Genomic DNA, 21,964 nt, shown 5'->3' on the forward strand with positions numbered 1-21,964 from the left:
GACTCGGCCTACCCCGCGGACCGCCCCTGAGTAAACCTGGTGGGTGCCGCTTCGGCCCACAAGTCCGGAAACGGCGCCCCACCCGACCCAAGACGGATATGCTGCTATGCCGATGAGAACGCGAACCCGGTTCACGGCCGTCCTGCTCCTGTCACCCGCCCTGGCGGCCTGCGTCAACCCCGTCGCGGATGACGCTGTCGAGATCGGCGTCGATCGGGCCACCTTGGAGCAGGAAGCACATGGGGCTGGGGTCCCCGTGCTGGTGCCGGAACGGCTACCCAGCGGCTACCAGATGCTCGATGTGTCCAGTTCTCGGTCCGCTGGCGGCCACGTCGGCGTCCGGGAGTTCACGATCTCTCGCATCGACGGCGAGCAGCCATCGGTGATTTTCACCTGTGTCCAGGACAAGGGCGCACAGCTCTGCGACGGCGACGAGGAAGGCAAGCGCTCACTCCGGCGCACGGTCGACAGCGCCGAGGTGGTCATCCGATGGGATGCCTCAGACAGCGCTGTCGACACGGCGTTCTGGCGCGAAGTCCCGTTTACTACTGAACTCGACAACGTCGACTGGCTGACCTGATCACGGACGCTCGCCGCGCCGCTAGACCTTGGCCACCCGCACGCGGGTCTTGACGCCGTCGCCGACGGTGCCGCCGAATGCGTCGCTGTCCTCAACGGCCCCGTACGACACCGCGTGCGCCAGCGTCTCGCTCGCCAGGAACTCCTCGTGCGCCTTGGCGGCGGCCACGACATCCTCCGGGGCGTCCACGGTCAGCGTGATCCGGTCGGAGACGTCCAGCCCGGCGTCGCGGCGCGCTTGCTGCACCACTCGCACCAGATCGCGGGCGATGCCCTCGGCGGCGAGTTCCGGCGTGACGTCGGTATCCAGCACGACGAGGCCAGAACCACCGGGCAGTGCCTCGGCGGCACCCGGGTCCTTCGAGACCAGCCTGCGGTCGTACTCACCCTCGTGCAGCTCGATACCCGCCGCGACGACACCGCCGTCGGGCGTGCTGGACCACTCGCCTGCCTTGACTGCCTTGATCACCCGCTGCACGTCCTTGCCGAGCCGAGGGCCAGCCGCGCGAGCGTTGACGACGACCTCGAACCCGCCGTGCTCGGCGACGTCCGTGGTCAGCTCGACGGACTTGACGTTGACCTCGTCGCGGATGATGTCGGCGAAGTCGTCCAGCCGGTCGGCGTCCTCGGCCGCGACCAGCAGCCGAGCAAGCGGCAGCCGCACCCGCAGCGTGTTCGCCTTACGCAGCGCCAGCGCACACGAAGCCACCTGCCGCACCCGGTCCATCGCGCTGACCAGCGCCGAGTCGCTGGGCAACTCGTCGAGAAGCGGCCAGTCCGCCAGGTGCACCGAGCGCTCGCCGGTCAGCCCGCGCCAGACGGCCTCCGCCGTCAGGGGCAGCAGCGGTGCGACCACCCGGCAGGTCACCTCGAGCACGGTGTGCAGCGTGTCGATCGCGTCGGCCTCGCCAGCCCAGAACCGGTCGCGGGAGCGCCGCACGTACCAGTTGGTCAGCACTTCGAGGAAGTCCCGCACCGTCGCGCACGCACCGGCGATGTCGTAGCCGTCCATGGCGGACTCGACGTCGGTGATCAGCTCGTTGGTCTTGGCGAGGATGTAGCGGTCAAGCACGTGCTGCGAATCCGTCCTGACCTTGCCCTCGACGCCCTCGGCGTTGGCGTAGAGGGCGAGGAAGTAGTACGAGTTCCACAGCGGCAGCACGGCCTGGCGCACCGCGTCCCGGATGCCCCGCTCGGTGACGACAAGATCGCCGCCGCGCAGGATCGGGCTCGCCATCAGGAACCAGCGCATCGCGTCGGCGCCGTCGCGGGCGAACACCTCTTTGACGTCCGGGTAGTTCTTCAGCGACTTGGACATCTTCTGCCCGTCGTCGCCGAGGACGATGCCGTGCACCACGCAGTTGCGAAACGCCGGCCGGTCGAACAGCGCGGTGGCCAGCACGTGCAGCGTGTAGAACCAGCCGCGGGTCTGCCCGTTGTACTCGACGATGAAGTCGCCCGGGTAGTGGTGTTCGAACCAGTCGGCGTTCTCGAACGGGTAGTGCACCTGCGCGAACGGCATCGAGCCGGACTCGAACCAGCAGTCGAGCACCTCGGGCACCCGACGCATGGTGGACTCACCGGTCGGGTCGTCCGGGTTCGGCCGGGTCAGCTCGTCGATGTGCGGCCGGTGCAGGTCGGTGGGCCGCACACCGAAGTCGCGCTCCAGTTCGTCCAGCGAGCCGTAGACGTCGACGCGTGGGTAGTCCGGGTTGTCGGAGACCCACACCGGGATGGGCGAGCCCCAGTACCGGTTGCGCGAGATGCCCCAGTCGCGAGCGTTCTCCAGCCAGCGGCCGAACTGGCCGTCGCGGATGTAGCTCGGCACCCAGTTGATCTGCTGGTTCAGTTCGACCATGCGGTCGCGGAACTTGGTCACCGCGACGAACCACGACGACACCGCCCGCTGGATCAGCGGGTTGTCGCAGCGCCAGCAGTGCGGGTACGGGTGGTCGTAGGTCTCGTGCCGCAGCACCACGCCCGCTGCCTTGAGGTCGGCGATGATCGCCTTGTTGGCGTCAAAAACCTGCTGCCCTTCGTAGGGCGACACCTGGGCGTCGAACTCACCACGGGAGTTGACCGGCGTGACCGGCTCGATGCCCGCCGCGTCGGTGATGACCTTGTCTTCCTCACCGTAGGCCGGTGCGATGTGGACGATCCCGGTGCCGTCTTCGGTGGTGACGTAGTCCGCGAGCAGTACCTGATGCGCGGCGGCTTGCTGGCCCGCGAAGAAGTCGAACGGCGGGCTGTAGCGAGTCCCCAGCAGCTCGGTACCCGCGTAGCGGGCCAGCACCTCCGGCTCCTCCCCCAGCTCACGCGCGTAGGCGGGAACTCGCGCCTCGGCGAGCAGGTAACGCTCGCCACTGGAGCCACGCACCACCACGTACTCCACCTCGGGGTGCACCGCGGCGGCGAGGTTCGACGGCAGCGTCCACGGCGTGGTCGTCCAGACCAGCGCGCGGGCGCCATCCAGGTCGGCGTTGTCCGAGTTGACCCGCAGGCCGACAGTGAGGGCCGGGTCCTGCCGCTGCCGGTAGACGTCGTCCATTTTGGTCTCGGTGTTGGACAGCGGCGTCTCGCAGCGCCAGCAGTACCAGAGCACCCGGAAGCCCTCGTAGACCAGGCCCTTGTCCCACAACGACTTGAACGCCCACATGACGCTTTCCATGTAGTCCAGGTCGAGCGTCTTGTAGTCGTTGGCGAAGTCGACCCAGCGGGCCTGGCGAGTGACGTACTCCTCCCAGTCGCCGGTGTAGCGCAAGACCGAGGCGCGGCAGGCGTCGTTGAACTCGGCGACGCCCATCGCCTCGATCTCGTTCTTGTGCGAGATGCCGAGCTGCTTCTCAGCCTCGACCTCGGCGGGCAGGCCGTGGCAGTCCCAGCCGAACCGGCGCTCCACCCTGCGCCCGCGCATGGTCTTATACCGCGGCACGACGTCCTTGACGTAGCCGGTCAGCAGGTGACCGTAGTGCGGCAGGCCGTTGGCGAACGGCGGGCCGTCGTAGAAGACGAACTCGTTGCCGCCGTTCTCGCCAGGCTCGCGCGCCTCGACGCTGGCCTCGAACGTGTTGTCCTTGGACCAGTACGCCAGCACGTCCTGCTCGAGCTTCGGGAAGGACGGCTGGGATGCGACGGCGTCGGTGCCACCGTGGCTGACCTTCGGATACGGCATGGGTCGTGCTCCTCGCGGGTGTCGTGCTCGCATGTGATCGTCACTGATCGCCACGCGGGGACGACGCGCACACCATGGGCCTGCGCTCCGCGGTACCACCCCGCTTGTCCGCACACTGGGCACGCCCTGGGGCACGTCCGTGGCGCGGACCTCTCATCGCGCGGCTGTGACGGGCCGCTCCCGTCCGGGTCTAATAAGGCCGCTGTCGCGGCCCGTTCTTCCGGATGGCTCCCCGGTGATGGCCGGATCGTCGCCGTGGTGACTCTAGGTTAACGCCGCCGGGCAACCGCGTTGTTCCGAGGGTCGGATCGACGTCACCGCGCGCCGCACCGGACGCGCGACTACTCGCGGCCGAACTTGCCCAGCGACCGCTTGCGCTTCCTCCTGGCCCGCGTCACCAGCGACGCGTCGGGGCCGCACCGGGCGCACGGGGTGAAACCGAGTTCGCGCGCCTCGGACACCTCGATCGGGATGGTGTCCTTGTCGACCAGCCAGCCGCACTCCGGCAGGTGGTAGCGGGGCTGCTCGTCGATGACCAGCACCTGATCGTCGAGTTCGGACACCAGCAGCAGATCGGCCGCGTCGGTGTCCTCCTCGCCGGGCGGGGTGTGCGGGTCATACGCACCGATGGCGGAACGCTCGGGCTTGGCCGGCTCCGGCGGCGCGCTCGCGGTGTCCGCCGCGGTCGGCGACGGCTCCGCGGTGTCAACGTCAGTGGTGTCGGCGGTGTCGGACGTGTCCGCTACCGCGTCCGTGGCGGTGTCCGCGGCTACGTCCGTCGCAGCGACCTCGTCCCCCGCAGACGCGGCCTCGTCCGCCTCGTCCGCGGTCTCCCCTTCCGGCTCGTCAGACGCCTCAGCAACGGCCTTGCGCTGCCGTGCGCGCCTGCGCAGCCAGTCGACGAACAGCACCACCGCGGCGAGCGCCGACGCACCGATGGACAACCACGCCCACAGCGACGACGCGGTGATCAGTGCGGTGACCAGCAGCGCCAACGCCGCCAGCACCAAGATCAACACGAGAGAAAGCACGCCGAATTACATCACACAAGACAACGCGACTGGGCCTGTGACACCCCGGAGGTGCCTGGCCAGCCGCCAGTGGCTGGAAGGTGGTGACAGACCTGGTTCCGGTCCCCCGACACGGGAGACCGGAACCGGCGTGAGGTCAGTGCGTCGCGTCAGCCCGCCTCCGCGCGCGGGCCGAACGAGAATCCTTGGTTACCGCCACCAGCGGGGGCGCTCTCGTTGCCCCCGGAGGTCGCCGCCGATGCTGGCGCGGCGGAACCACGGTCGTCGAGTTCGCGGAGTTGCGATTCGAGGAAACCACGCAACCGGGTGCGGTACTCCCGCTCGATCGTGCGTAGCTCGTCGATCTTCTTGCTGAGTGCGTCCTTCTCAGCGTTGAGGTTGTTCATGGACTCGGTGTACTTGCGCTGTGCCTCGCGCTCCATCGACGTCGCCTTGTCGCGCGACTGCCGCTCGATCGTCTCCGCACGGGTCCGCGCGTCGTTGAGCATGGTCTCCGCCCTGGTGCGGGCCTCGTTGACCATCGCGTCGGCCTTCGAGCGTGCCTCGGAGAGCAACTGTTCCGATTTAGCGCGCGCTTCGGAGAGCATCCCGTCGGACTCGGCCTTGGCCTCGCCGGTCAGCCGGTCGGCCATCTCCTGTGCGAGGCCGAGCACCTTGGCGGCCTGCACGTTCGGCTCGCCAGAGTCGCCGGAGGCCTGGCCGGCCAATGCGGCGGCGTGCGCCTGGGTCTGCTCCAGTGCCGTCTGCGGGTTCGGCACCGACGCCAGCCGACGCGGCGGCTCCTCCTGGTGCCGCGCTGGCGGAGCTGGCGGCGGGGCACTCGGCGCGGGGGCGGAGGAGGACTGCGCGTCGCTGCGCGCGGCCTCCAGCTCCGCGTCGAGCTGCTCGACCTGCTGCCGCAGCTCGTTGTTCTCCTCGATCAGGCGGGCAAGCTCGGTCTCCACCAAGTCGAGGAAGGCGTCCACCTCGTCCTCGTTGTAGCCCCGTTTGCCTATCGGTGGCTTGCTGAACGCGACGTTATGCACGTCAGCGGGGGTCAAGGACATCTGATCACCTCACGCACTCCAGGCCTGCAGGGTACCCAGGCTCTCTCATCACCCGGGATATGCCAGTTGCATCATTATGAACACAACCAACAGCAGCACCATAATCGATAGGTCCAGTCCCACATTGCCGATTCGCACTGTCGGGATGACCCGACGGAACAATCGAACAGGTGGGTCGGTCACTGTGTAGATGGTCTCCAGCGTCACCGCAACCCCGCCTGCGGGACGCCACTCGCGCGAAAACGATCGCACCAGCTCGACCACCAGCCTTGCCAAGATGAACAGCCACAGGGCGAACAGCACCCAGTACACAACGATCCGGACAGCATCCACGGGTCCACTCTGCCATAGTGCTCGACTCAGAACGCAGGCCACTCATGGTGTGCCCATGTTCCGCTTCCTCACGTCTTGGTCCTGCCGTCCCGCACGCCGTGGGCTGATCATGCTGATCAGCGGCGTAGGAACATCCCACCTTCGGCGATCCGCCTGCGGTCTTCGGCCGTGACATCGATGTCGGGCGGTGAGAGCAGGAACACCTTGCTGGTCACCTTGTCCATGGCACCACGCAACGCGAAGGCAAGCCCGGCGGCGAAATCGACGAGCCGCTTCGCATCCGCATTGTCCATTTCGGTAAGGTTCATGATCACCGGGTTGCCATCTCGAAAGGCCTCGCCGATGTCACGAGCCTCACTGTACCCAGTCGGGTGCAGCGTGACGATCCGACTGAGCGGGTCCCGCGCGACGGGCGGCTGTTGCTCCGCGACGGGACGCAGCTGCCGTACCGGCTCCGGCTGGCGATCCATCGCCAGCGCGCCGGAGACAGCGGGCTCCGGCCTGCTCCTACCCCGCCCCCGCACGGAGTAGTCGTCGTCGATATCGTCGCCGATACGGTAGGACGCGCGCCGGAGCGCGGCACGGCTCACCGGACGCTCGGGGTAGTCGTATTCCTCGTACCCTCGGCCGTACCGATCCCCGTGCGGGTAGTCGTACCGGTCATCGATATCGTCGATGCCGTCATCAGCCGGGACCATCCCGAAGTAGGCCTTCAGCTTCTCCAGCGCGCTCATGCCTCTCCCTCACTCCCGGCATGTCCCGTCATCACTCCCGCGAGGCTAGCTCTCGACCCCCCAGCAGCGCAGTTCCGACACGCACACAGGTCGAGCCGTGCGCGACAGCACGTTCCAGGTCGCCGCTCATGCCCGCGGAGAGTTCGACTACCCCGGGATAATCCCGCTGGACCTGCTGAAACAGCCGCTCCAGCCGGGCGAACGTCGCGTCCTGATCCGCACCGATCGGCGCGACGGTCATCAGGCCGGTGAGTGAGAGTTCACTCATTTGGTCTATGTGATTCACCAGGTCAGGCAAGTCCTCGATCGAGCAGCCACCGCGCGCGGGGTCAGCGTCCATGCTGACCTGCACCTGGACGTCTAAGGGCCCCGTGCGCTCACCGGCCTGGATCCGGTTCGCCACGGCGCGGCCGAGCGCGTCCGCGAGCCGGATCGAGTCGACGGACTGCACCTCGTCGGCCCACCGCACCACGGTGCGCGCCTTGTTGCGCTGCAGCCTGCCGACCATGTGCCAGCGGACATCCGCGTCGGGGCGCAGCCGGGCCACCTCCGCGGCCTTGCCAGCCGCCTCCTGGTCTTTGTTCTCCGCGAAGTCACGCAGTCCGAGATCGATCAGCGCGGCCACGTCGGTGGCGGGGAACGTCTTGGTGACCGCGAGCAGCCACACCTCACTGAGATCACGACCCGCGGCCGCGCAGGCGTCCGCGATACGCGCCTGGACCGCGTCCAGCGAGTCGCGCAGCTGGTCGAGGCGTTCGGCGCTTGTCCTGTCGGTCTTGTCAGCGTTGTCGGTCATCCGCGTCATTCAGGCTCGGTCCACGTCACGGCGGCGATCCTGCCCGTCGTGCCGTCGCGCCGGTAACTGAACAGCGAATCGTCCTCCACGGTGCAGCGAGGGTCGACGCCGACTTTGCCGACACCGAGTGCGGCGAGTTGCTCCCAGAGTCCCGCTCGCAGGTCGATGCCGGTAGTGCCGGAGCGGGTCTTCGCCGCGCTGCCTGGCAGGTGGGTGGCGACGTCGGCTGCCATCTCGGGCGGCACCTCGTAGCACTCGCCGCAGATGGCGGGCCCGAGCAGCGCTTCCATCCGCGACGGCTCGGCACCCAGCTCGATCATGGCCTTCACGGCGGCAGGCAGCACGCCGACGCGGCAGCCGACCCTGCCAGCATGCACCGCGCCGACAACCCCAGCGTCGGGGTCGCCGAGCAGCACCGGGACACAGTCGGCGACCAGCACGGTGAGCGCCAGCCCTGGCGTCGCGGTCACCAGTGCGTCGGTGGCCTCCACCGGGTCGGTGATCGGCTCGTCGACCACACCGACGGTGCGACCGTGCACCTGTTCCATCCAGACGAACCGGTGCTGGTCAACGCCGAGTTCAGTGGCGAGCCGGGCGCGGTTGGCCGCGACGGCGTCCGCGTCGTCCCCGACGTGATCACCGAGGTTGAACGACTCGTACGGCGGGCGTGACCGGCCGCCAGCGCGTGTGGTGACCACCCGACGAATCCGCACCCTGCCTGTCCTCCCATGTGTCGCATAGCCGCTGTGGCGGCCGTTCTGCATCGGCACCCGTTCTAGCCTCGCACACGGTCACCGTGCCGCCGACGGGAGTCTTGACGGGCTCGGCTCACCGCAGTGGCCCCAGAACTTGCGACAGGGTTCCTAAACTGACCAGCCCACAGCCGCTCGGCGGTTGACTTCACTTCGCCAGGGATATTGCCGCGAGAACCGGGCAACCGACGCCGAAACGGGCGCTAATCACGCAACAAACCTGGTGAAGCGTTACACACGGCCCGGGTGCCGCGGTCGGGTGCGGCGTACTCCGGGCCGTGTGTGCGGGGAGCGCTCAGCGGCGCATGAACGGGGGAACGTCGACCTCGTCGTCGTCGGTGTCGTCGACCGGAACGGCGCGGTTGGGCAGACTGCCTCGGTTGGGCGGTGCGCCCATGCCACTGCCACGGTTCGACTGCGGCGGGGCACCACGGGAGTAGCCGCCGCCAGCGGCACCACCGTCAGAGCCCTGCGCGCTGCCAGAGCCCTGCGGCGGTGCCGCCCCTGGCTGCTGTCGCGCGACGCCCGGCGTCGGGTTGGACTGCTGCTGCGGGGCGGCCTGCTGGCCCACGGGCTGCCCACTCCCCCTCGCGCCAGCGCCGCTTGCCGCGCCGTTGCCGCCGACCGAACCGGCCTCGGCCGATGCCGTCGACTCGCGGGAGCCAACCGTCGGCGGGTCGAGCTTCTTGTGCGTCGGCGCGCCCGCGTCGAACCCAGCCGCTATTACCGTCACGCGCACCTCGTCGCCGAGCGAGTCGTCGATGATCGTGCCGAAGATGATGTTCGCCTCGGGGTGGGCCGCCTCCTGCACCAGCGACGCGGCCTCGTTGATCTCGAACAGCCCGAGGTCGGAGCCGCCGGCGATGGACAGCAGCGCGCCGTGCGCGCCGTCCATGGAGGCTTCCAGCAGCGGCGAGTTGATGGCTTTCTCGGCGGCCTGCACCGCCCTGCCCTCGCCCCGTGACGAGCCGATGCCCATCAGCGCGCTGCCAGCCCCTGACATCACGCTCTTGACGTCGGCGAAGTCCAGGTTGATCAGACCGGGGGTGGTGATCAGATCGGTGATGCCCTGCACACCGGAGAGCAGCACCTCGTCGGCGGAGCGGAAGGCGTCCATCAGCGAGACACCGATGTCGCCGAGCTGCAGCAACCGGTCATTCGGGATGACGATCAGCGTGTCGCACTCGTTGCGCAGCTGCTGTATGCCGTCCTCTGCCTGCTTGCCCCTGCGCTTGCCCTCGAACGAGAACGGCCGGGTGACCACACCGATGGTCAGCGCGCCGAGCTTGCGGGCGATCTGCGCGACGACGGGCGCGCCGCCAGTACCCGTGCCACCGCCCTCGCCAGCGGTCACGAAGACCATGTCGGCCCCCTTGAGGACCTCCTCGATCTCCTCACGGTGGTCCTCGGCGGCCTTCTCGCCGACATCCGGCGCGGCCCCCGCGCCAAGACCACGGGTCAGTTCCCTGCCGATGTCCAGCTTGACGTCGGCGTCGGACATCAGCAGGGCCTGCGCGTCGGTGTTCACCGCGATGAACTCGACACCCTTGAGGCCGACCTCGATCATGCGGTTCACGGCGTTCACACCGCCGCCGCCGATTCCGACGACCTTGATCACCGCGAGGTAGTTGTGCGGGGGCGTCATCGGGTCCGCCTTCCTGATCGTGACTGAGCTACTGCAAGGTGGCACCGGCAAGAGTTGCCCGCATCGGGTGACTGCCTCCCGAAAACTCTGAACCTCTACATGAGGGTTAGAGTTATGTCAACTTCTAGCCTTGCCTGTGGACGGTAAGCACCACATCGCGACGAATCCAGCAGCCACGCCGCGTGTCGTGGGGTTTGTGACCACGACCCCACCAAGATCACCAACTAGGTCGACACCGCGTCACTCCCCCGCGCGGCGCACCCGGCGCCGGCTAGTCCGACACCGTTGGCAGTTCAGGGCTCGACACGTCGTACACCCTGCCCGGCCGGGTGAGCAGGGCGGCGAGCACCCGGGACTTACGCTCGATCTGCTGCGCGTCACCCCACTGAATGACCTTGCCGCCGCGCAGCCGTAGCTCCACGCTGACCGGGCTGGGCGCGGTCACCATGGCCACCCGCCCGGCGAGCTGGTCCGGAATGCCGGTCAGCACCGCCGTGGCGGCGCGGGTGGCTGGGTCGTCGGTGGCGACGGTGTCGACCCGCAGTTCGGGCAGCTTCTTCGGCGGCTTACTCACCCGATGGAACGGCACACCCATCCGATCGACGAGGCGGGTGCCGTCATAGGCGGCGAAGTACGCGACCGATGTCCGCTCGGTGATGTCGATCCGCACCGTCGACGGCAGCGAGCGCGACACCGAGACGCTCTCCACTTGCGGCAGCGAGGCCACCGCCCGTTCCGCGGCGTCGGTGTCGACCCGCAGCAGCGAGCGCCGCATCGGGATCTCGGCCAGCTCGACGACGTCCTCGCGATCGATCCGGTTGATCCCGGTGACCTTGACGTCGCTGACCCCGATAAGCGGGGTGAACAGCAGCACCGCACCGAGGCTGATGATCGCGAGCACGATAGCGATCGCGACGAGTCGTCTGCGCAGGATCGTGCGGCGGGCCTTGCGCTTGCTCGGCGACATCGCCGAGCGGGCGGAGTCCGGCCGCCTGCCCCGCACCGGACGCGAGTCACGCCCGCCCCTCGTGCCACGCCGCGCCTGCCGTGCCGACGTCACGCGCTACTCCCCCGTGGCCGACGCGCCACCTCTGTCGTCCAGCTCCCTGATGATCTCCGGGCCCAGCTGCGTGACATCGCCCGCTCCCATGGTGACCAGCAGGTCACCGGGCCGCGCGAGACCAGCGGCGAGGGTGACCGCCCTGTCGAACGCGGGCTCGTAGTGGCACTTCGCGCCCGTGATCTGGTCCGCGATCAGCGCACCGGACACCCCTGGCTCCGGTTGCTCCCGAGCGCCGAAGACATCCAGCACCACCACCTCGTCGGCCAGGCCGAGCGCATCGGCGAACGCAGCGGCGAACGCCTTGGTGCGCGAGTACAGGTGCGGCTGGAACACCACGACGACCCTGCCGTCGCCAGCCGAGTGCCGCACCGCACGCAGCTGCGCCGCCACCTCGGTGGGGTGGTGGGCGTAGTCGTCGTAGACCCGCACCTCGCCGGAACGGCCCTTGAACTCGAACCGCCTGCGCACCCCGCCGAACGCGGCGACGCCCTCGGCGAGGCACTCGGCGGGCGCGCCCAGCTCCTCACCGGCAAGCAGCGCCGCGATCGCGTTGAACGCCATGTGCTCGCCGGGCACCGCGACGTGGATGTCGGTCTCGGCGCCGCGCAGCGCGACCCGCACCACGCAACCGTCGTCCGGCAGCGGCCGGTAGTCCACCACCCGCACGTCGTCCTCGGCGGTGGCGGTGCGCCCGTAGCGGCGCACCCGCACGCCGTCGGCGAGTAGCCCATCGGCGGCCGCACGGGTGGCCAGCTCATCGGCCGCCGGGTCGTCGCAGCACACGATCAGCACACCACCGGGCCTGATGCGGCTGACGAACTCGGTGAACACCGAGGAGTAGGCATCGGCGGTGCCGTGGTGATCGAGGTGGTCCGGCTCGATGTTGGTGATCACCGCGACCGTTGGCTCGAACACCAGGAACGACCCGTCGCTCTCGTCGGCCTCCGCGACGAACATCGCCCCGGTGCCGTGGTGCGCGTTCGCGCCAGACTCGTTCAGGTCGCCGCCGATGGCGAACGACGGGTCCAGGCGGCAATGCTGCAGCGCCACCGTCAGCATCGAGGTCGTCGACGTCTTGCCGTGGGTGCCCGCGATGCACGCGACGGTGTCGCCGGTCATCAGCTCTGCCAGCGCCTCGGCGCGATGCAGCACCGGGATGCCGCGTTCCCTGGCGCGAGCGAGCTCGGGATTGGTGTCGTGGATCGCGGTCGACACGATCACCGAGGACGGCGGCTGGTCCAGCGCGTCGATGTTCTCCGCGCGCTGCCCGACGGCGATCTCCGCGCCCTGGGCACGTAGTGTGAGAAAACTGCGGGAGTCCTTGGCGTCCGAGCCGGACACCGCGCCGCCACGCGCGAGCAGGATCCGGGCGATACCGCTCATGCCAGCGCCACCGATGCCGATCAGATGCGCGCGGCGCAGCACATCAGGAACACCGTTCTCAGCCACCGCAAGCCTCCAGCACGATTTTGGCGAGCACTTCGTCGGCCTCCCGGTGCCCGAGACCAACCGCAGCGGCACCCATTGTCGCCAACCGCGACTTATCGGACACCAGCGGGATGACGTGTTCGACGACCCATTCCGGCGTCAACCGCGCGTCGTCGACCATCACGGCGGCACCGGCCTTGACGGCGGGCTCCGCGTTGAGCGCCTGCTCGCCGTTGCCGTGCGGCAATGGCACGAACACCGCCGGCAGCCCGACGGCCGACACCTCGGCCACCGTCATCGCGCCCGACCGGCACAGCACGGCGTCGGCGGCGGCGTAGGCGAGGTCCATCCTGTCCAGATACGGCACGGGAACATACGGCGGCGCACCGGCGAACTCGCGCACCGCGAGGGTGTTCTTCGGTCCGTGGGCATGCAGCACCCCGATGCCAGCGCCGGCGAGTTCGCCGGCGGCCCCCGACACGGCATCGTTGAGCGAGCGCGCGCCCTGCGAGCCGCCGAACACCAGCAGTGTCGGCGCGTCGGGGTCGAGCCCGAATTCGGCGCGGGCCTCCTTGCGCAGCGCATCCCTGTCCAGCGCGGTGATGCTGCGCCGCAGCGGGATACCGATGGTCTCCGCGTTCGGCAGCGGCGTCCCGTCGGCCGCGCCGAAGACCCGCTCCGCGAACCGGGCGCCGACCTTGTTCGCCAGCCCCGCGTGCCGGTTCGCCTCGTGCACGAAGATCGGCACCCTGCCGCGCGCCGCGAGGTAGGCGGACAACGCCACGTAGCCGCCGAAGCCGACGACGACGTCGGCACCAACCCGGTCAAGCACCTCACGGGTGCGCTTCACCGAGGCGCGGACCTTGCCCGGCATCCGCAACAGTTCCGGGGTGAGCTTGCGCGGCAGCGGTACCGGCGGCACAAGCGCAAGCTCGTACCCGCGCGCGGGCACCAGCGTGCTCTCCAGGCCGCGCTCGGTACCGAGCGCGACCACGCGCGCCCGCGGCCGCAGCCGCAGCACCGCGTCCGCCAGTGCGAGCGCGGGCTCGATGTGTCCCGCCGTCCCGCCACCGGCGACCACAACCGTCGGTTCCGTGACGGTCACTGAGTCGCTCACCTTCGTCCTCCACGTCGTGGCTGCGTGCGCCCCACGGCCCTGCCCTGGCGCGCCTGGGTGCGGCTCCGTGCCGCCGCCGCGTTGCGCGCCGGTGGCCTGCCCCGCCTCGGCTGCCGCCCGCCCCCTGCTGGCTTCGACCGAGGCCGATAGGGCTCCGGTGGCCGCAGCCGCAGGATCGTGCCGAACTTGCCTGGTCCCTGCGTCCGCAACGCGGCGACCGCCTCCGGCTCATGCCGCGCGCAGTTCGCCAGGATGCCGAACTGCCCCAGCGTGACCACCAACGAGGTACCGCCGTATGAAATCAACGGTAGCGTGACTCCGGTGACGGGCAACAACCCGGCGACGTAGCCGATGTTGATGGCGGCCTGCGAAACCAGCCACACGGTCAGCGTGCCCGCGACGACCCTGATCCACGGGTCGATGTTGCGAGTGGCGATGCGCAGCCCGACGATCGCCACCCCGGCGAATAGTCCGATCACGACGGCACAGCCGAGGAAGCCCAGCTCCTCACCGATCAGCGCGAAGATGAAGTCGTGATGCACGTTGGGCAGGTAGTGCCACTTCGAGCCGCCCTGGCCGAGCCCCCTGCCGAGCAGCCCACCATCGGCGAGCGCGTATTGCGCCTGCTGCGCCTGGTAGCCGGAGTCCGCCGAGTCCGTATCCGGCGAGAGGAACGAAAGCACCCTGGCGAGACGGTAGTCGGCGATCAGCGCCAGCCCGATCACGCCGGCGACACCGCCCGCGATCACGGCCGCGAACAGCCCCCTCGGCGCGCCGCCGAACCACAGCAACGCGACGAGCACGACGCCGAGGCTGACCGTGCCGCCGAGGTCGGGCTGGGCCATCAGCAGCGCGAACATCACCAGCGCCACCGGCACCAGCGGGACGAGCACGTGCCGCCACAGGTGCGCGAGCCGCGCCTTGAGAACGAGGATGTGCGCGCCCCACAACGCCAGCGCCACCTTCGCGACCTCGACCGGCTGCAGCGAGAACCCGCCGACGACGATCCAGCCCTGCGAGCCGTTGACCACGGCTCCCAGCGGCGACAACACGGTGACCAGCAGCGCGAGGCTCACGAACAGCAGCGTGCTCGACGCGCCCCTGATCACCCGCAGCGGCAGCCGCAGCGCGATCCAGAACACCACCATGCCGACGAGCAGGAACACGACGTGCTTCTTGAACAGCGAGTACGCGGTCGCGCCCTCGGTGAGGTAGGTCGACTCGACCGAGGACGCCGAGAGCACCATCACCGTGCCGATCACGGCGAGCATGCCGCACAGCGCGAGCACGAGGTGGAACGAGGCGAGCGGCCGGGACAGCCACGCCGTCAGCGCGGTGCGCAGCGAGGTCAGCTTCGCGGCGAACCACGACGGCTTGCGCTGCCGCCGTGTGCGCTGCTCACCCCGTACCGCGCCCGGCGTCGCACCCCGTGTTCCGGATGCCGCTGCCGTGCGGCGTGCCGTTCTGCCTGCCCGCTCAACCTGCTCAAGGGCTGCCATCTGCGGACTCCCCCGCCAGGACACGCACCGCGGCAGCGAACGCCTCACCACGGTGGGCGTAGTCGCGGAACATATCCAGCGAAGCAGCGGCAGGGGCGAGCAGCACGACGTCACCCGGTCGTGCCCATGCGCTCGCCGCGCTCACCGCCGCAACCATGGGGTCATCGTCACCCGGATCGAGCGTGGTCATGGGGACATCTGGCGCGTGTCGGGAAACCGCGTCGGCGATCACATCCGCGTCCGCGCCCAGCAGCACGACGCCACGCAGCCGATCGGCGGCATCGGCGACAAGCGAGGACACCTCAGCGCCTTTGAGCTGGCCACCGGCGATCCAGACCACGTGCTCGTAGGACAGCAGCGAGCCCGACGCGGCGTGCGGGTTGGTCGCCTTGGAGTCGTTGATGTAGCGCACTCCGGCCACGGTGGCGACCTCGGCCGCGCGGTGCTCTCCCGGTGTGAAGGCTCGCAGCCCGTCGCGGACGGCCGCTGGCGACACACCGTAGGCGCGGGCCAGCGCGGCGGCGGCCAGCGCGTTGGCGATGTTGTGTTTGCCCTCGGGCCGCACATCCGCGACGTCGGCGAGCACGACCGGTTCGTCGGAGTACGCGGCGTCGACCAGAGTGCTGTCGACGATGCCGAGTTGGCCCGGCTTCGGCTTGCCACGGGTGAAGCCGACCCACTGCGCGTCGCGGGCGGCGTGGTCGGCGACCAGCCGCGTCGAGATCGCATCATCGGCGTTGGCGACGGCGACCTGGGTCGCGGCGTGCAGCGTGCCCTTGGCGGCAGCGTAGGTGTCCAGGTCGCCGTGCCAGTCGAGGTGATCCTCCGCGACGTTGAGCACGACGGACGCGTGCGGCGCGAGGCTGTTCGACCAGTGCAGCTGGAAGCTGGACAGCTCCACCGCGAGCACCTCGTAACCGGCGTGGACAGCGTCGAGCACGGCGAAGCCGACGTTGCCGCAGGCCACCGCGTTGGCCCCCGCCGCGCGCAGCATCGCGGCGAGCATGCCGACGGTGGTGGTCTTGCCGTTGGTGCCGGTGACAGCGAGCCACACCGGCGGTGTCGGCCGTTCGTTGCCGATGCGCCACGCCAGCTCGACGTCGCCGATCACCTCGATGCCCGCCGCGGCGGCCGAGGCGAGCAGCGGCGAGTCCGGCCGCCAGCCGGGACTGGTCACCACAAGCTCGGTGCCCTCAGGCGGCGTGGTGAGTCCGCGCTCGATCCGCGCCGGGGTGTCGGCCAGCGCGGCGAGGCGATCGGCGTTGGCGTCGGTGACGGTCACCTGGGCGCCCGCCTCGCACAGCGTGGTAACCACGGAACGTCCCGTCACGCCAGCCCCCGCGACGAGCACCGCACGACCGCGCAGGTCCACCTAGCCTCCCACGAAAGAGAGCTGCTCACTGTAGAACAGCCCGAGCCCGAACATGCAGCAGATGCCAGCGAGCAGCCAGAACCGGATGATCACGGTGGTTTCGGCCCAGCCAGCCAGCTCGAAGTGGTGGTGGAACGGCGCCATGCGGAACAGCCTGCGCCGGGTGGTGCGGAAGACCGCGATCTGGACGACCACCGAGACCATCTCCACCACGAACAGCCCGCCGATGACGATGGCAAGCAACTCGGTACGGGTGGTCACCGACAGCCCGGCGACAAGGCCGCCGAGCGCGAGCGAACCGGTGTCGCCCATGAAGATCTTCGCGGGAGCGGCGTTCCACCACAGGAAGCCGATGCACGCGCCGGTCGCGGCAGCGGCGACGACAGCGAGGTCGAGCGGATCGCGCACGTGGTAGCAGGCGTCCTGTGGCACCGGCGTGCACGACAGTCGTGCCTGCCAGAACGAGATCACCACGTAGGTGCCGAGCACCATCGCCGCCGCGCCGCCAGCGAGCCCGTCGAGCCCGTCGGTGAAGTTCACCGCGTTCGACCATGCCGAGATCAGCAGGTAGCAGAAGATGATGAACACCGGCACCGGGAATGTGATCAGTGCCAGATCGCGGACATAGGACAGTTGCAGCGAGGCAGGGGTGAGCCCGTTGTCGTCAGCGAAGTTGATCGCAAGGATGGCGAAGCTGACCGCGATGACCAGCTGACCAACCAGCTTGGACGTCTTGTTCAGCCCGAGGTTGCGCTGTTTACGGATCTTGATGAAGTCATCGAGGAACCCGACCACGCCGAGGCCGACCGCGAGGTACAGCACCACAAGGCCGGACGCCGATGGGCCGCTGCCGTCGGCGAGGGCGAACCGCAGCAGGTGCGCGGTGAAGTAGCCGACGACCATCGCCACGATGATCGCCACGCCGCCCATCGTGGGCGTACCGCGCTTGGACCGGTGCCCCTGCGGGCCCTCTTCCCTGATCTCCTGGCCGAAGCCTTGCTTGGCGAACACCCGGATGAGGTATGGCGTGAGCAGAATCGAGACGAGCAGACCAACCGAAGCGGCGATCAGAATGCTGATCACGCGATACCACCATCCTGTGTCCCAGTGCTGACCGTGTCGGCGATGTCCGGCCCAGCCGCGCCAATCTCCGCCCCGAGCAGCGCGTCGGCGACTCGCCAAAGCTCGGCCACCTTAGACGCCTTGACCAACACGGCGTCATCGGGGCCCACCTCCTCGGTGAGCACCGCGATGGCCTCCGCCGCGTCCGCGACGAGCATCGACTCGTCACCCCACGAACCCTCGTGGCAGGCGCCGTGGTGCATCGCGGCGGCTCGCTCGCCAACGACGATGAGCCGGTTGATGTTGAGCCGCACCGCGAGCCTGCCGATCTCGTCATGGGCGGTGACGCTGTCCGCGCCCAGTTCGGCCATCTCGCCGAGCACGGCCCAGGAACGCTGGTCCCTGCTGACCGACGCGAGCGCTTTCAGCGCGGCCCGCATCGACTCCGGATTGGCGTTGTAAGAGTCGTTGAGCACGATCAGCCCGTCGGACCGGGTGGTGACGTGCATCCGGCGTTCGGAGCGGCGCTCCACCGCGCTCAGCCGCGCGCCGACGTCGTCGATCGACGCGCCGAGCTCCAGCGCGACGGCAGCGGCCGCGAGCGCGTTGCCCACGTGGTGCTCACCGTGCAGCCCCAGCGCCACCTCGGTCTCGCCGTGCGCGCTGACCAGCCGGAACGACGCCCGTGCCAGTTCGTCCAGCTGGACGTCGACCGCCCGCACGTCGGCATCGGGTGACTCGCCGACCCGCACCACCTTCGCGCTGGTGCGCTCGGCCATCGCGGCGACGAGCGGGTCGTCGGCGTTCAGCACCGCCACCCCGCCGTCTTCGGCAGGCGGCAGTGCCTCGACCAGTTCACCCTTGGTGGCGGCGATGCCTTCCCGGGAGCCGAACTCGCCGACGTGTGCGGTGCCGACGTTGAGCACGACGCCAAGCCGGGGTGGCGCGATCCGCGCCAGCTCCGCGATGTGGCCCGGCCCGCGCGCGGACAGCTCCAGCACCAGGTGCCGAGTCTCGGTGTCGGCCAGCAGCGCGGTCCACGGGTGGCCCAGCTCGTTGTTGAACGACCCTGGCGGGGCCACGGTCGGGCCCATCGGCTCAAGCAGCTGCGCGATGACGTCCTTCGTGGACGTCTTGCCGGAGGATCCGGTCACGCCGACCACGGCGAGCCCTGATTCGGCCAGCTCGGCCACCACGTGCCGCGCGAGCGCGGCCAGCGCGGCGAGCACGGCGGCGCCGGAGCCGTCGGTGTCGCCGGTGAGCGCGACCGAGCCCGCGTTGGCCGCGCCCGGTGGCAGCGGCGGCACGATCACGGCTGGCGCGTCGACAGGACGGGCGGCGAGCACCCCGGCAGCGCCCGCGGCGACCGCACCTGCGGCGAATGCGTGCCCGTCCACCCGCTCCCCTGGCAGCGCGATGAACAGCCCGCCCGCCTCGATGCGCCGGGAGTCGAACTCCACGCCCGCGGTGATGGTCTCGGTGCCGTCGCTGTCGTGCAGCGTGCCGCCGACGATCTCGGCGAGCCGCGCCAGGCTCATGCTGATCACAGTCGGGCTCCTTCCACCGCGGCGCGCAGCGCGGCGGCCAGTTCGTCACGGTCGGAGAACGGGTGCACCACCCCGGCGATGTTCTGTCCTGTCTCGTGGCCCTTGCCCGCGATCAGCACGGAATCGCCCGGCGCGGCGAGCGAAACGGCGTGCCGGATGGCTTCCTTGCGGTCGCCGATCTCGACGACCTCCCCCGCGAACTCCGGCGCGACGGCCTTGGCACCGGACAGCACGGCCGCCCTGATCTCGGCGGGGTCCTCGCTGCGCGGGTTGTCGTCGGTGACGATCAGCACGTCGCTGCGGCGCGCGGCGGCCTCGCCCATCTGCGCGCGCTTGCCCGCGTCGCGGTCACCCCCGCAGCCGAGCACCGTGATGACCTTGCCCTCGGTCTGCCCGCGCAGCGCGTCCAGCCCGAGCGCGACGGCGGCGGGCTTGTGCGCGTAGTCGACGACGGCGGTGAACCGCTGCCCCTCGTCGACGCGTTCCATCCTGCCCGGCACCTGTACCGAGGACAGCCCGGTGGCGATCTCGTCAGGCCCGACGCCGGTGACGTCCAGGATCGCGGCGGCGAGCAGCGCGTTGACGACGTTGAACTCCCCTGGCAGCGGCAGCGTGGTGCGGATCGACACCCCACCTGGCCCGTGCAGCGTGAACGACTGCTCCCCCGTCGGCGTCGAGCCGAGATCGCTCGCGGTCCAGGCGGCCCCGGTACTCGCGTCCAGCGCGACGGTGATGGTCTGCGGCGTCACGAGCGTCTGGCCCCACGCGCTGTCGATCACGACGACCTCGGTCGTCGAGCGACCGTCGAACAACTGCGCCTTCGCCGCGAAGTACTCCGCCATGTCGCGGTGGAAGTCCAGGTGGTCCTGCGAGAGGTTGGTGAACGCGCCGACGGTGAACCGGGTGCCATTGACCCGCCCGAGGGACAGTGCGTGGCTGGAGACCTCCATCGGCACGTGGGTGACGCCTCGCTCCACCATCAGCGCGAACAACGCCTGCAGGTCCGGCGCCTCCGGGGTGGTGAACGCACTCGTCAGCCGCTCGCCCGCGACGCGGGTCTCCACCGTGCCGATCAGCCCGGTGGTCTTGCCAGCGGCACGCAGCCCGGACTCGACCAGGTAGGCCGTGGTCGTCTTGCCTGAGGTGCCGGTGATGCCGAGCACCGCGACATCGAGCGAGGGCTCGCCGTAGATCCAGGCGGCGATCTCGCCGAGCACTCCGCGGGGATCGTCGTGCACAAGCAGCGGCACCTCGGCGTCGGTCAGCCTCGGCCGCGCCGCGCCCTCCGGGTCGGTGAGCACCGCCGCCGCGCCCGCGGCGATCGCCTGGTCCACGAAATCGGCGCCGTGCGCGCGGGCGCCGGGCAGCGCGGCGAACAGATCGCCGGGCCGCACCTGATGCGCCCGCAACGCCGCCCCGGTCACGGTGATCTCGTCGATGGGGTCGGCACCGGCCGCTGGTATGAGACGGCCATCCGCGCGCGCGACGAGCGTGGTCACCGGCACCGGAACCGTATTGCTCGGACGCCAGCCTGTCATCGACTCAGCACTTCCCATGGACACGCGCCGAAGGTTACCGGCGCGACGGTGCTCACTCGGCCCCGGGATGGGCGGTGCCCTAGCCGCCCTAGCCGAAGAACACCTGGGCCTCGGTGTAGCGATCCTCCGGCACCGTCTTGAGCTTGGCGGTGGCGTCGGCGAGCTTCACCCGGACGATATCGGTGCCGCGCAACGCCACCATGGCACCGAAGTCGCCCTCGGCTACCGCGTCGACGGCCTGCAGCCCGAACCGGGTCGCCAGCACTCGGTCGTAGGCGGTCGGCGTGCCGCCGCGCTGGGTGTGGCCGAGCACGACCGCGCGAGACTCCTTGCCGGTGCGATCCGCGATCTCCTCGGCGAGCCACTGGCCGACGCCGCCGAGCCGGACGTGCCCGAAGGCGTCCCGCTCCCCGGAGTGCAGCACTTCCGCGCCGCCGACCGGCACCGCGCCCTCCGCGACCACGATGATCGGCGCGTACATGCGCTCGAACCGGCGCTCCACCCACTCGACGACCTGCTCGACATCGAACTCCCGCTCGGGGACCAAGATCACATTCGCGCCGCCAGCGAGACCGGAGTGCAGCGCGATCCAGCCCGCGTGCCTGCCCATCACCTCGACGACCAGCGCGCGGTGGTGCGACTCCGCCGTGGTGCGTAGCCGGTCGATGGCCTCGGTTGCGATGTGGACCGCGGTGTCGAAGCCGAACGTGTAGTCGGTGGCGTCCAAGTCGTTGTCGATGGTCTTCGGCACGCCGACGACGTTCACGCCGTCCTCGCCGAGCCGGTTCGCCACGCCGAGGGTGTCCTCCCCACCGATGGCGACCAGCGCGTCGACGCTCTCCTCGGCGAGCGTTTTCTTGATCGCCTCAGCGCCGCCGTCCTCTTTGTACGGGTTGGTGCGCGACGAGCCGAGGATGGTGCCGCCTCGGTCGAGGATGTCCTCGACGTCGTCGAGCCCGAGCGGCCTGCTGTCGCCGGTCATCGGCCCCTGCCAGCCGCTGCGGAAGCCGACAAGGTCCCAGTCGTGCACTTCGATTCCCTTGCGCACCACCGCCCTGATCACGGCGTTCAGTCCAGGGCAGTCACCGCCGCCGGTCAGCAAGCCAACACGCATGAAGTCCTCCGAGTCCCAGGTCGTGGCGCTCACAGTGATGTCTCAGGTGTCTCACAGTGCGGACGCGGCTGCGCCTGTGCCGGGTCTCACACCGCCAGGGTTCAGCCTAGTCACGACAACTGGATCGGTGCAGCCA

Annotated in this window: 18 protein-coding genes; 1 reads left to right on the forward strand and 17 read right to left on the reverse strand. The window is 69.7% G+C overall.

What is annotated here, in order from left to right; translation table 11 throughout:
- Positions 1-112 precede the first annotated feature (112 nt).
- The gene (locus AMYHA_RS18010) at positions 113-580 is read left to right on the forward strand and encodes a hypothetical protein (RefSeq protein WP_157362229.1); all 468 of its coding nucleotides are present in this window, start codon (positions 113-115) and stop codon (positions 578-580) included.
- 21 nt (positions 581-601) lie between these two features.
- On the opposite strand, the gene ileS is transcribed toward AMYHA_RS18010, so the two are convergent.
- The 17 genes from ileS to AMYHA_RS18095 all read right to left on the reverse strand — a co-directional run bounded on the left by ileS (position 602) and on the right by AMYHA_RS18095 (position 21,828).
- Positions 602-3,751, reverse strand: coding sequence for an isoleucine--tRNA ligase (ileS, locus tag AMYHA_RS18015; protein ID WP_034272816.1), 3,150 nt, complete (start codon positions 3,749-3,751; stop codon positions 602-604).
- A gap of 341 nt (positions 3,752-4,092) precedes the next feature.
- On the reverse strand, positions 4,093-4,782 hold the full coding sequence (locus tag AMYHA_RS18020) for a hypothetical protein (RefSeq protein ID WP_034272819.1): 690 nt from the start codon (positions 4,780-4,782) through the stop codon (positions 4,093-4,095).
- Between the two features lie 149 nt (positions 4,783-4,931).
- The gene (gene wag31, locus AMYHA_RS18025) at positions 4,932-5,828 is read right to left on the reverse strand and encodes a DivIVA-like cell division protein Wag31 (RefSeq protein WP_034272821.1); all 897 of its coding nucleotides are present in this window, start codon (positions 5,826-5,828) and stop codon (positions 4,932-4,934) included.
- Positions 5,829-5,876: 48 nt separating this feature from the next.
- Entirely contained in the window at positions 5,877-6,161 is a 285-nt protein-coding gene (locus AMYHA_RS18030; RefSeq protein ID WP_034272822.1) for a YggT family protein, read from the reverse strand.
- A gap of 116 nt (positions 6,162-6,277) precedes the next feature.
- Positions 6,278-6,895 (reverse strand): cell division protein SepF, encoded by a 618-nt coding sequence (locus AMYHA_RS18035; RefSeq protein WP_034272825.1) that lies wholly within the window; start codon positions 6,893-6,895, stop codon positions 6,278-6,280.
- Positions 6,896-6,926: 31 nt separating this feature from the next.
- On the reverse strand, positions 6,927-7,691 hold the full coding sequence (locus tag AMYHA_RS18040) for a YggS family pyridoxal phosphate-dependent enzyme (RefSeq protein WP_034277791.1): 765 nt from the start codon (positions 7,689-7,691) through the stop codon (positions 6,927-6,929).
- Positions 7,692-7,696: 5 nt separating this feature from the next.
- The gene (pgeF, locus tag AMYHA_RS18045) at positions 7,697-8,404 is read right to left on the reverse strand and encodes a peptidoglycan editing factor PgeF (protein ID WP_034272828.1); all 708 of its coding nucleotides are present in this window, start codon (positions 8,402-8,404) and stop codon (positions 7,697-7,699) included.
- A 334-nt stretch (positions 8,405-8,738) separates the two neighbouring features.
- Entirely contained in the window at positions 8,739-10,088 is a 1,350-nt protein-coding gene (gene ftsZ, locus AMYHA_RS18050) for a cell division protein FtsZ (protein ID WP_034272831.1), read from the reverse strand.
- 271 nt (positions 10,089-10,359) lie between these two features.
- Positions 10,360-11,148: a cell division protein FtsQ/DivIB gene (locus tag AMYHA_RS18055; protein ID WP_034272834.1), complete on the reverse strand. Its 789-nt coding sequence runs from the start codon at positions 11,146-11,148 to the stop codon at positions 10,360-10,362.
- A 3-nt stretch (positions 11,149-11,151) separates the two neighbouring features.
- Positions 11,152-12,600, reverse strand: coding sequence for a UDP-N-acetylmuramate--L-alanine ligase (murC, locus tag AMYHA_RS18060; RefSeq protein ID WP_034272838.1), 1,449 nt, complete (start codon positions 12,598-12,600; stop codon positions 11,152-11,154).
- Positions 12,593-13,684 (reverse strand): undecaprenyldiphospho-muramoylpentapeptide beta-N-acetylglucosaminyltransferase, encoded by a 1,092-nt coding sequence (gene murG / locus AMYHA_RS18065; protein WP_407919889.1) that lies wholly within the window; start codon positions 13,682-13,684, stop codon positions 12,593-12,595. Before murG ends, murC begins: the two co-directional genes overlap by 8 nt.
- A gap of 8 nt (positions 13,685-13,692) precedes the next feature.
- Entirely contained in the window at positions 13,693-15,195 is a 1,503-nt protein-coding gene (ftsW, locus tag AMYHA_RS18070; RefSeq protein WP_084037354.1) for a putative lipid II flippase FtsW, read from the reverse strand.
- On the reverse strand, positions 15,182-16,567 hold the full coding sequence (murD, locus tag AMYHA_RS18075; protein ID WP_034272844.1) for a UDP-N-acetylmuramoyl-L-alanine--D-glutamate ligase: 1,386 nt from the start codon (positions 16,565-16,567) through the stop codon (positions 15,182-15,184). Before murD ends, ftsW begins: the two co-directional genes overlap by 14 nt.
- A complete protein-coding gene (gene mraY / locus AMYHA_RS18080; protein ID WP_034272847.1) occupies positions 16,568-17,650 on the reverse strand; it encodes a phospho-N-acetylmuramoyl-pentapeptide-transferase in 1,083 nt (360 codons plus the stop codon).
- Positions 17,647-19,176 carry a UDP-N-acetylmuramoyl-tripeptide--D-alanyl-D-alanine ligase gene (locus AMYHA_RS18085; protein WP_034272850.1) on the reverse strand — a complete coding sequence of 510 codons (1,530 nt, stop codon included), beginning with the start codon at positions 19,174-19,176 and terminating at the stop codon, positions 17,647-17,649. Before AMYHA_RS18085 ends, mraY begins: the two co-directional genes overlap by 4 nt.
- Positions 19,173-20,732: a UDP-N-acetylmuramoyl-L-alanyl-D-glutamate--2,6-diaminopimelate ligase gene (locus AMYHA_RS18090; RefSeq protein ID WP_034272853.1), complete on the reverse strand. Its 1,560-nt coding sequence runs from the start codon at positions 20,730-20,732 to the stop codon at positions 19,173-19,175. Before AMYHA_RS18090 ends, AMYHA_RS18085 begins: the two co-directional genes overlap by 4 nt.
- Before the next feature lie 70 nt (positions 20,733-20,802).
- Positions 20,803-21,828, reverse strand: a complete 1,026-nt coding sequence (locus AMYHA_RS18095) for a 6-phosphofructokinase (RefSeq protein WP_034277796.1) — start codon at positions 21,826-21,828, stop codon at positions 20,803-20,805.
- Between the last annotated feature and the right edge of the window lie 136 nt (positions 21,829-21,964).

This window comes from Haloechinothrix halophila YIM 93223 (assembly GCF_000504245.1).
In the GTDB taxonomy this organism is placed as follows: Bacteria; Actinomycetota; Actinomycetes; order Mycobacteriales; family Pseudonocardiaceae; genus Haloechinothrix_A; species Haloechinothrix_A halophila.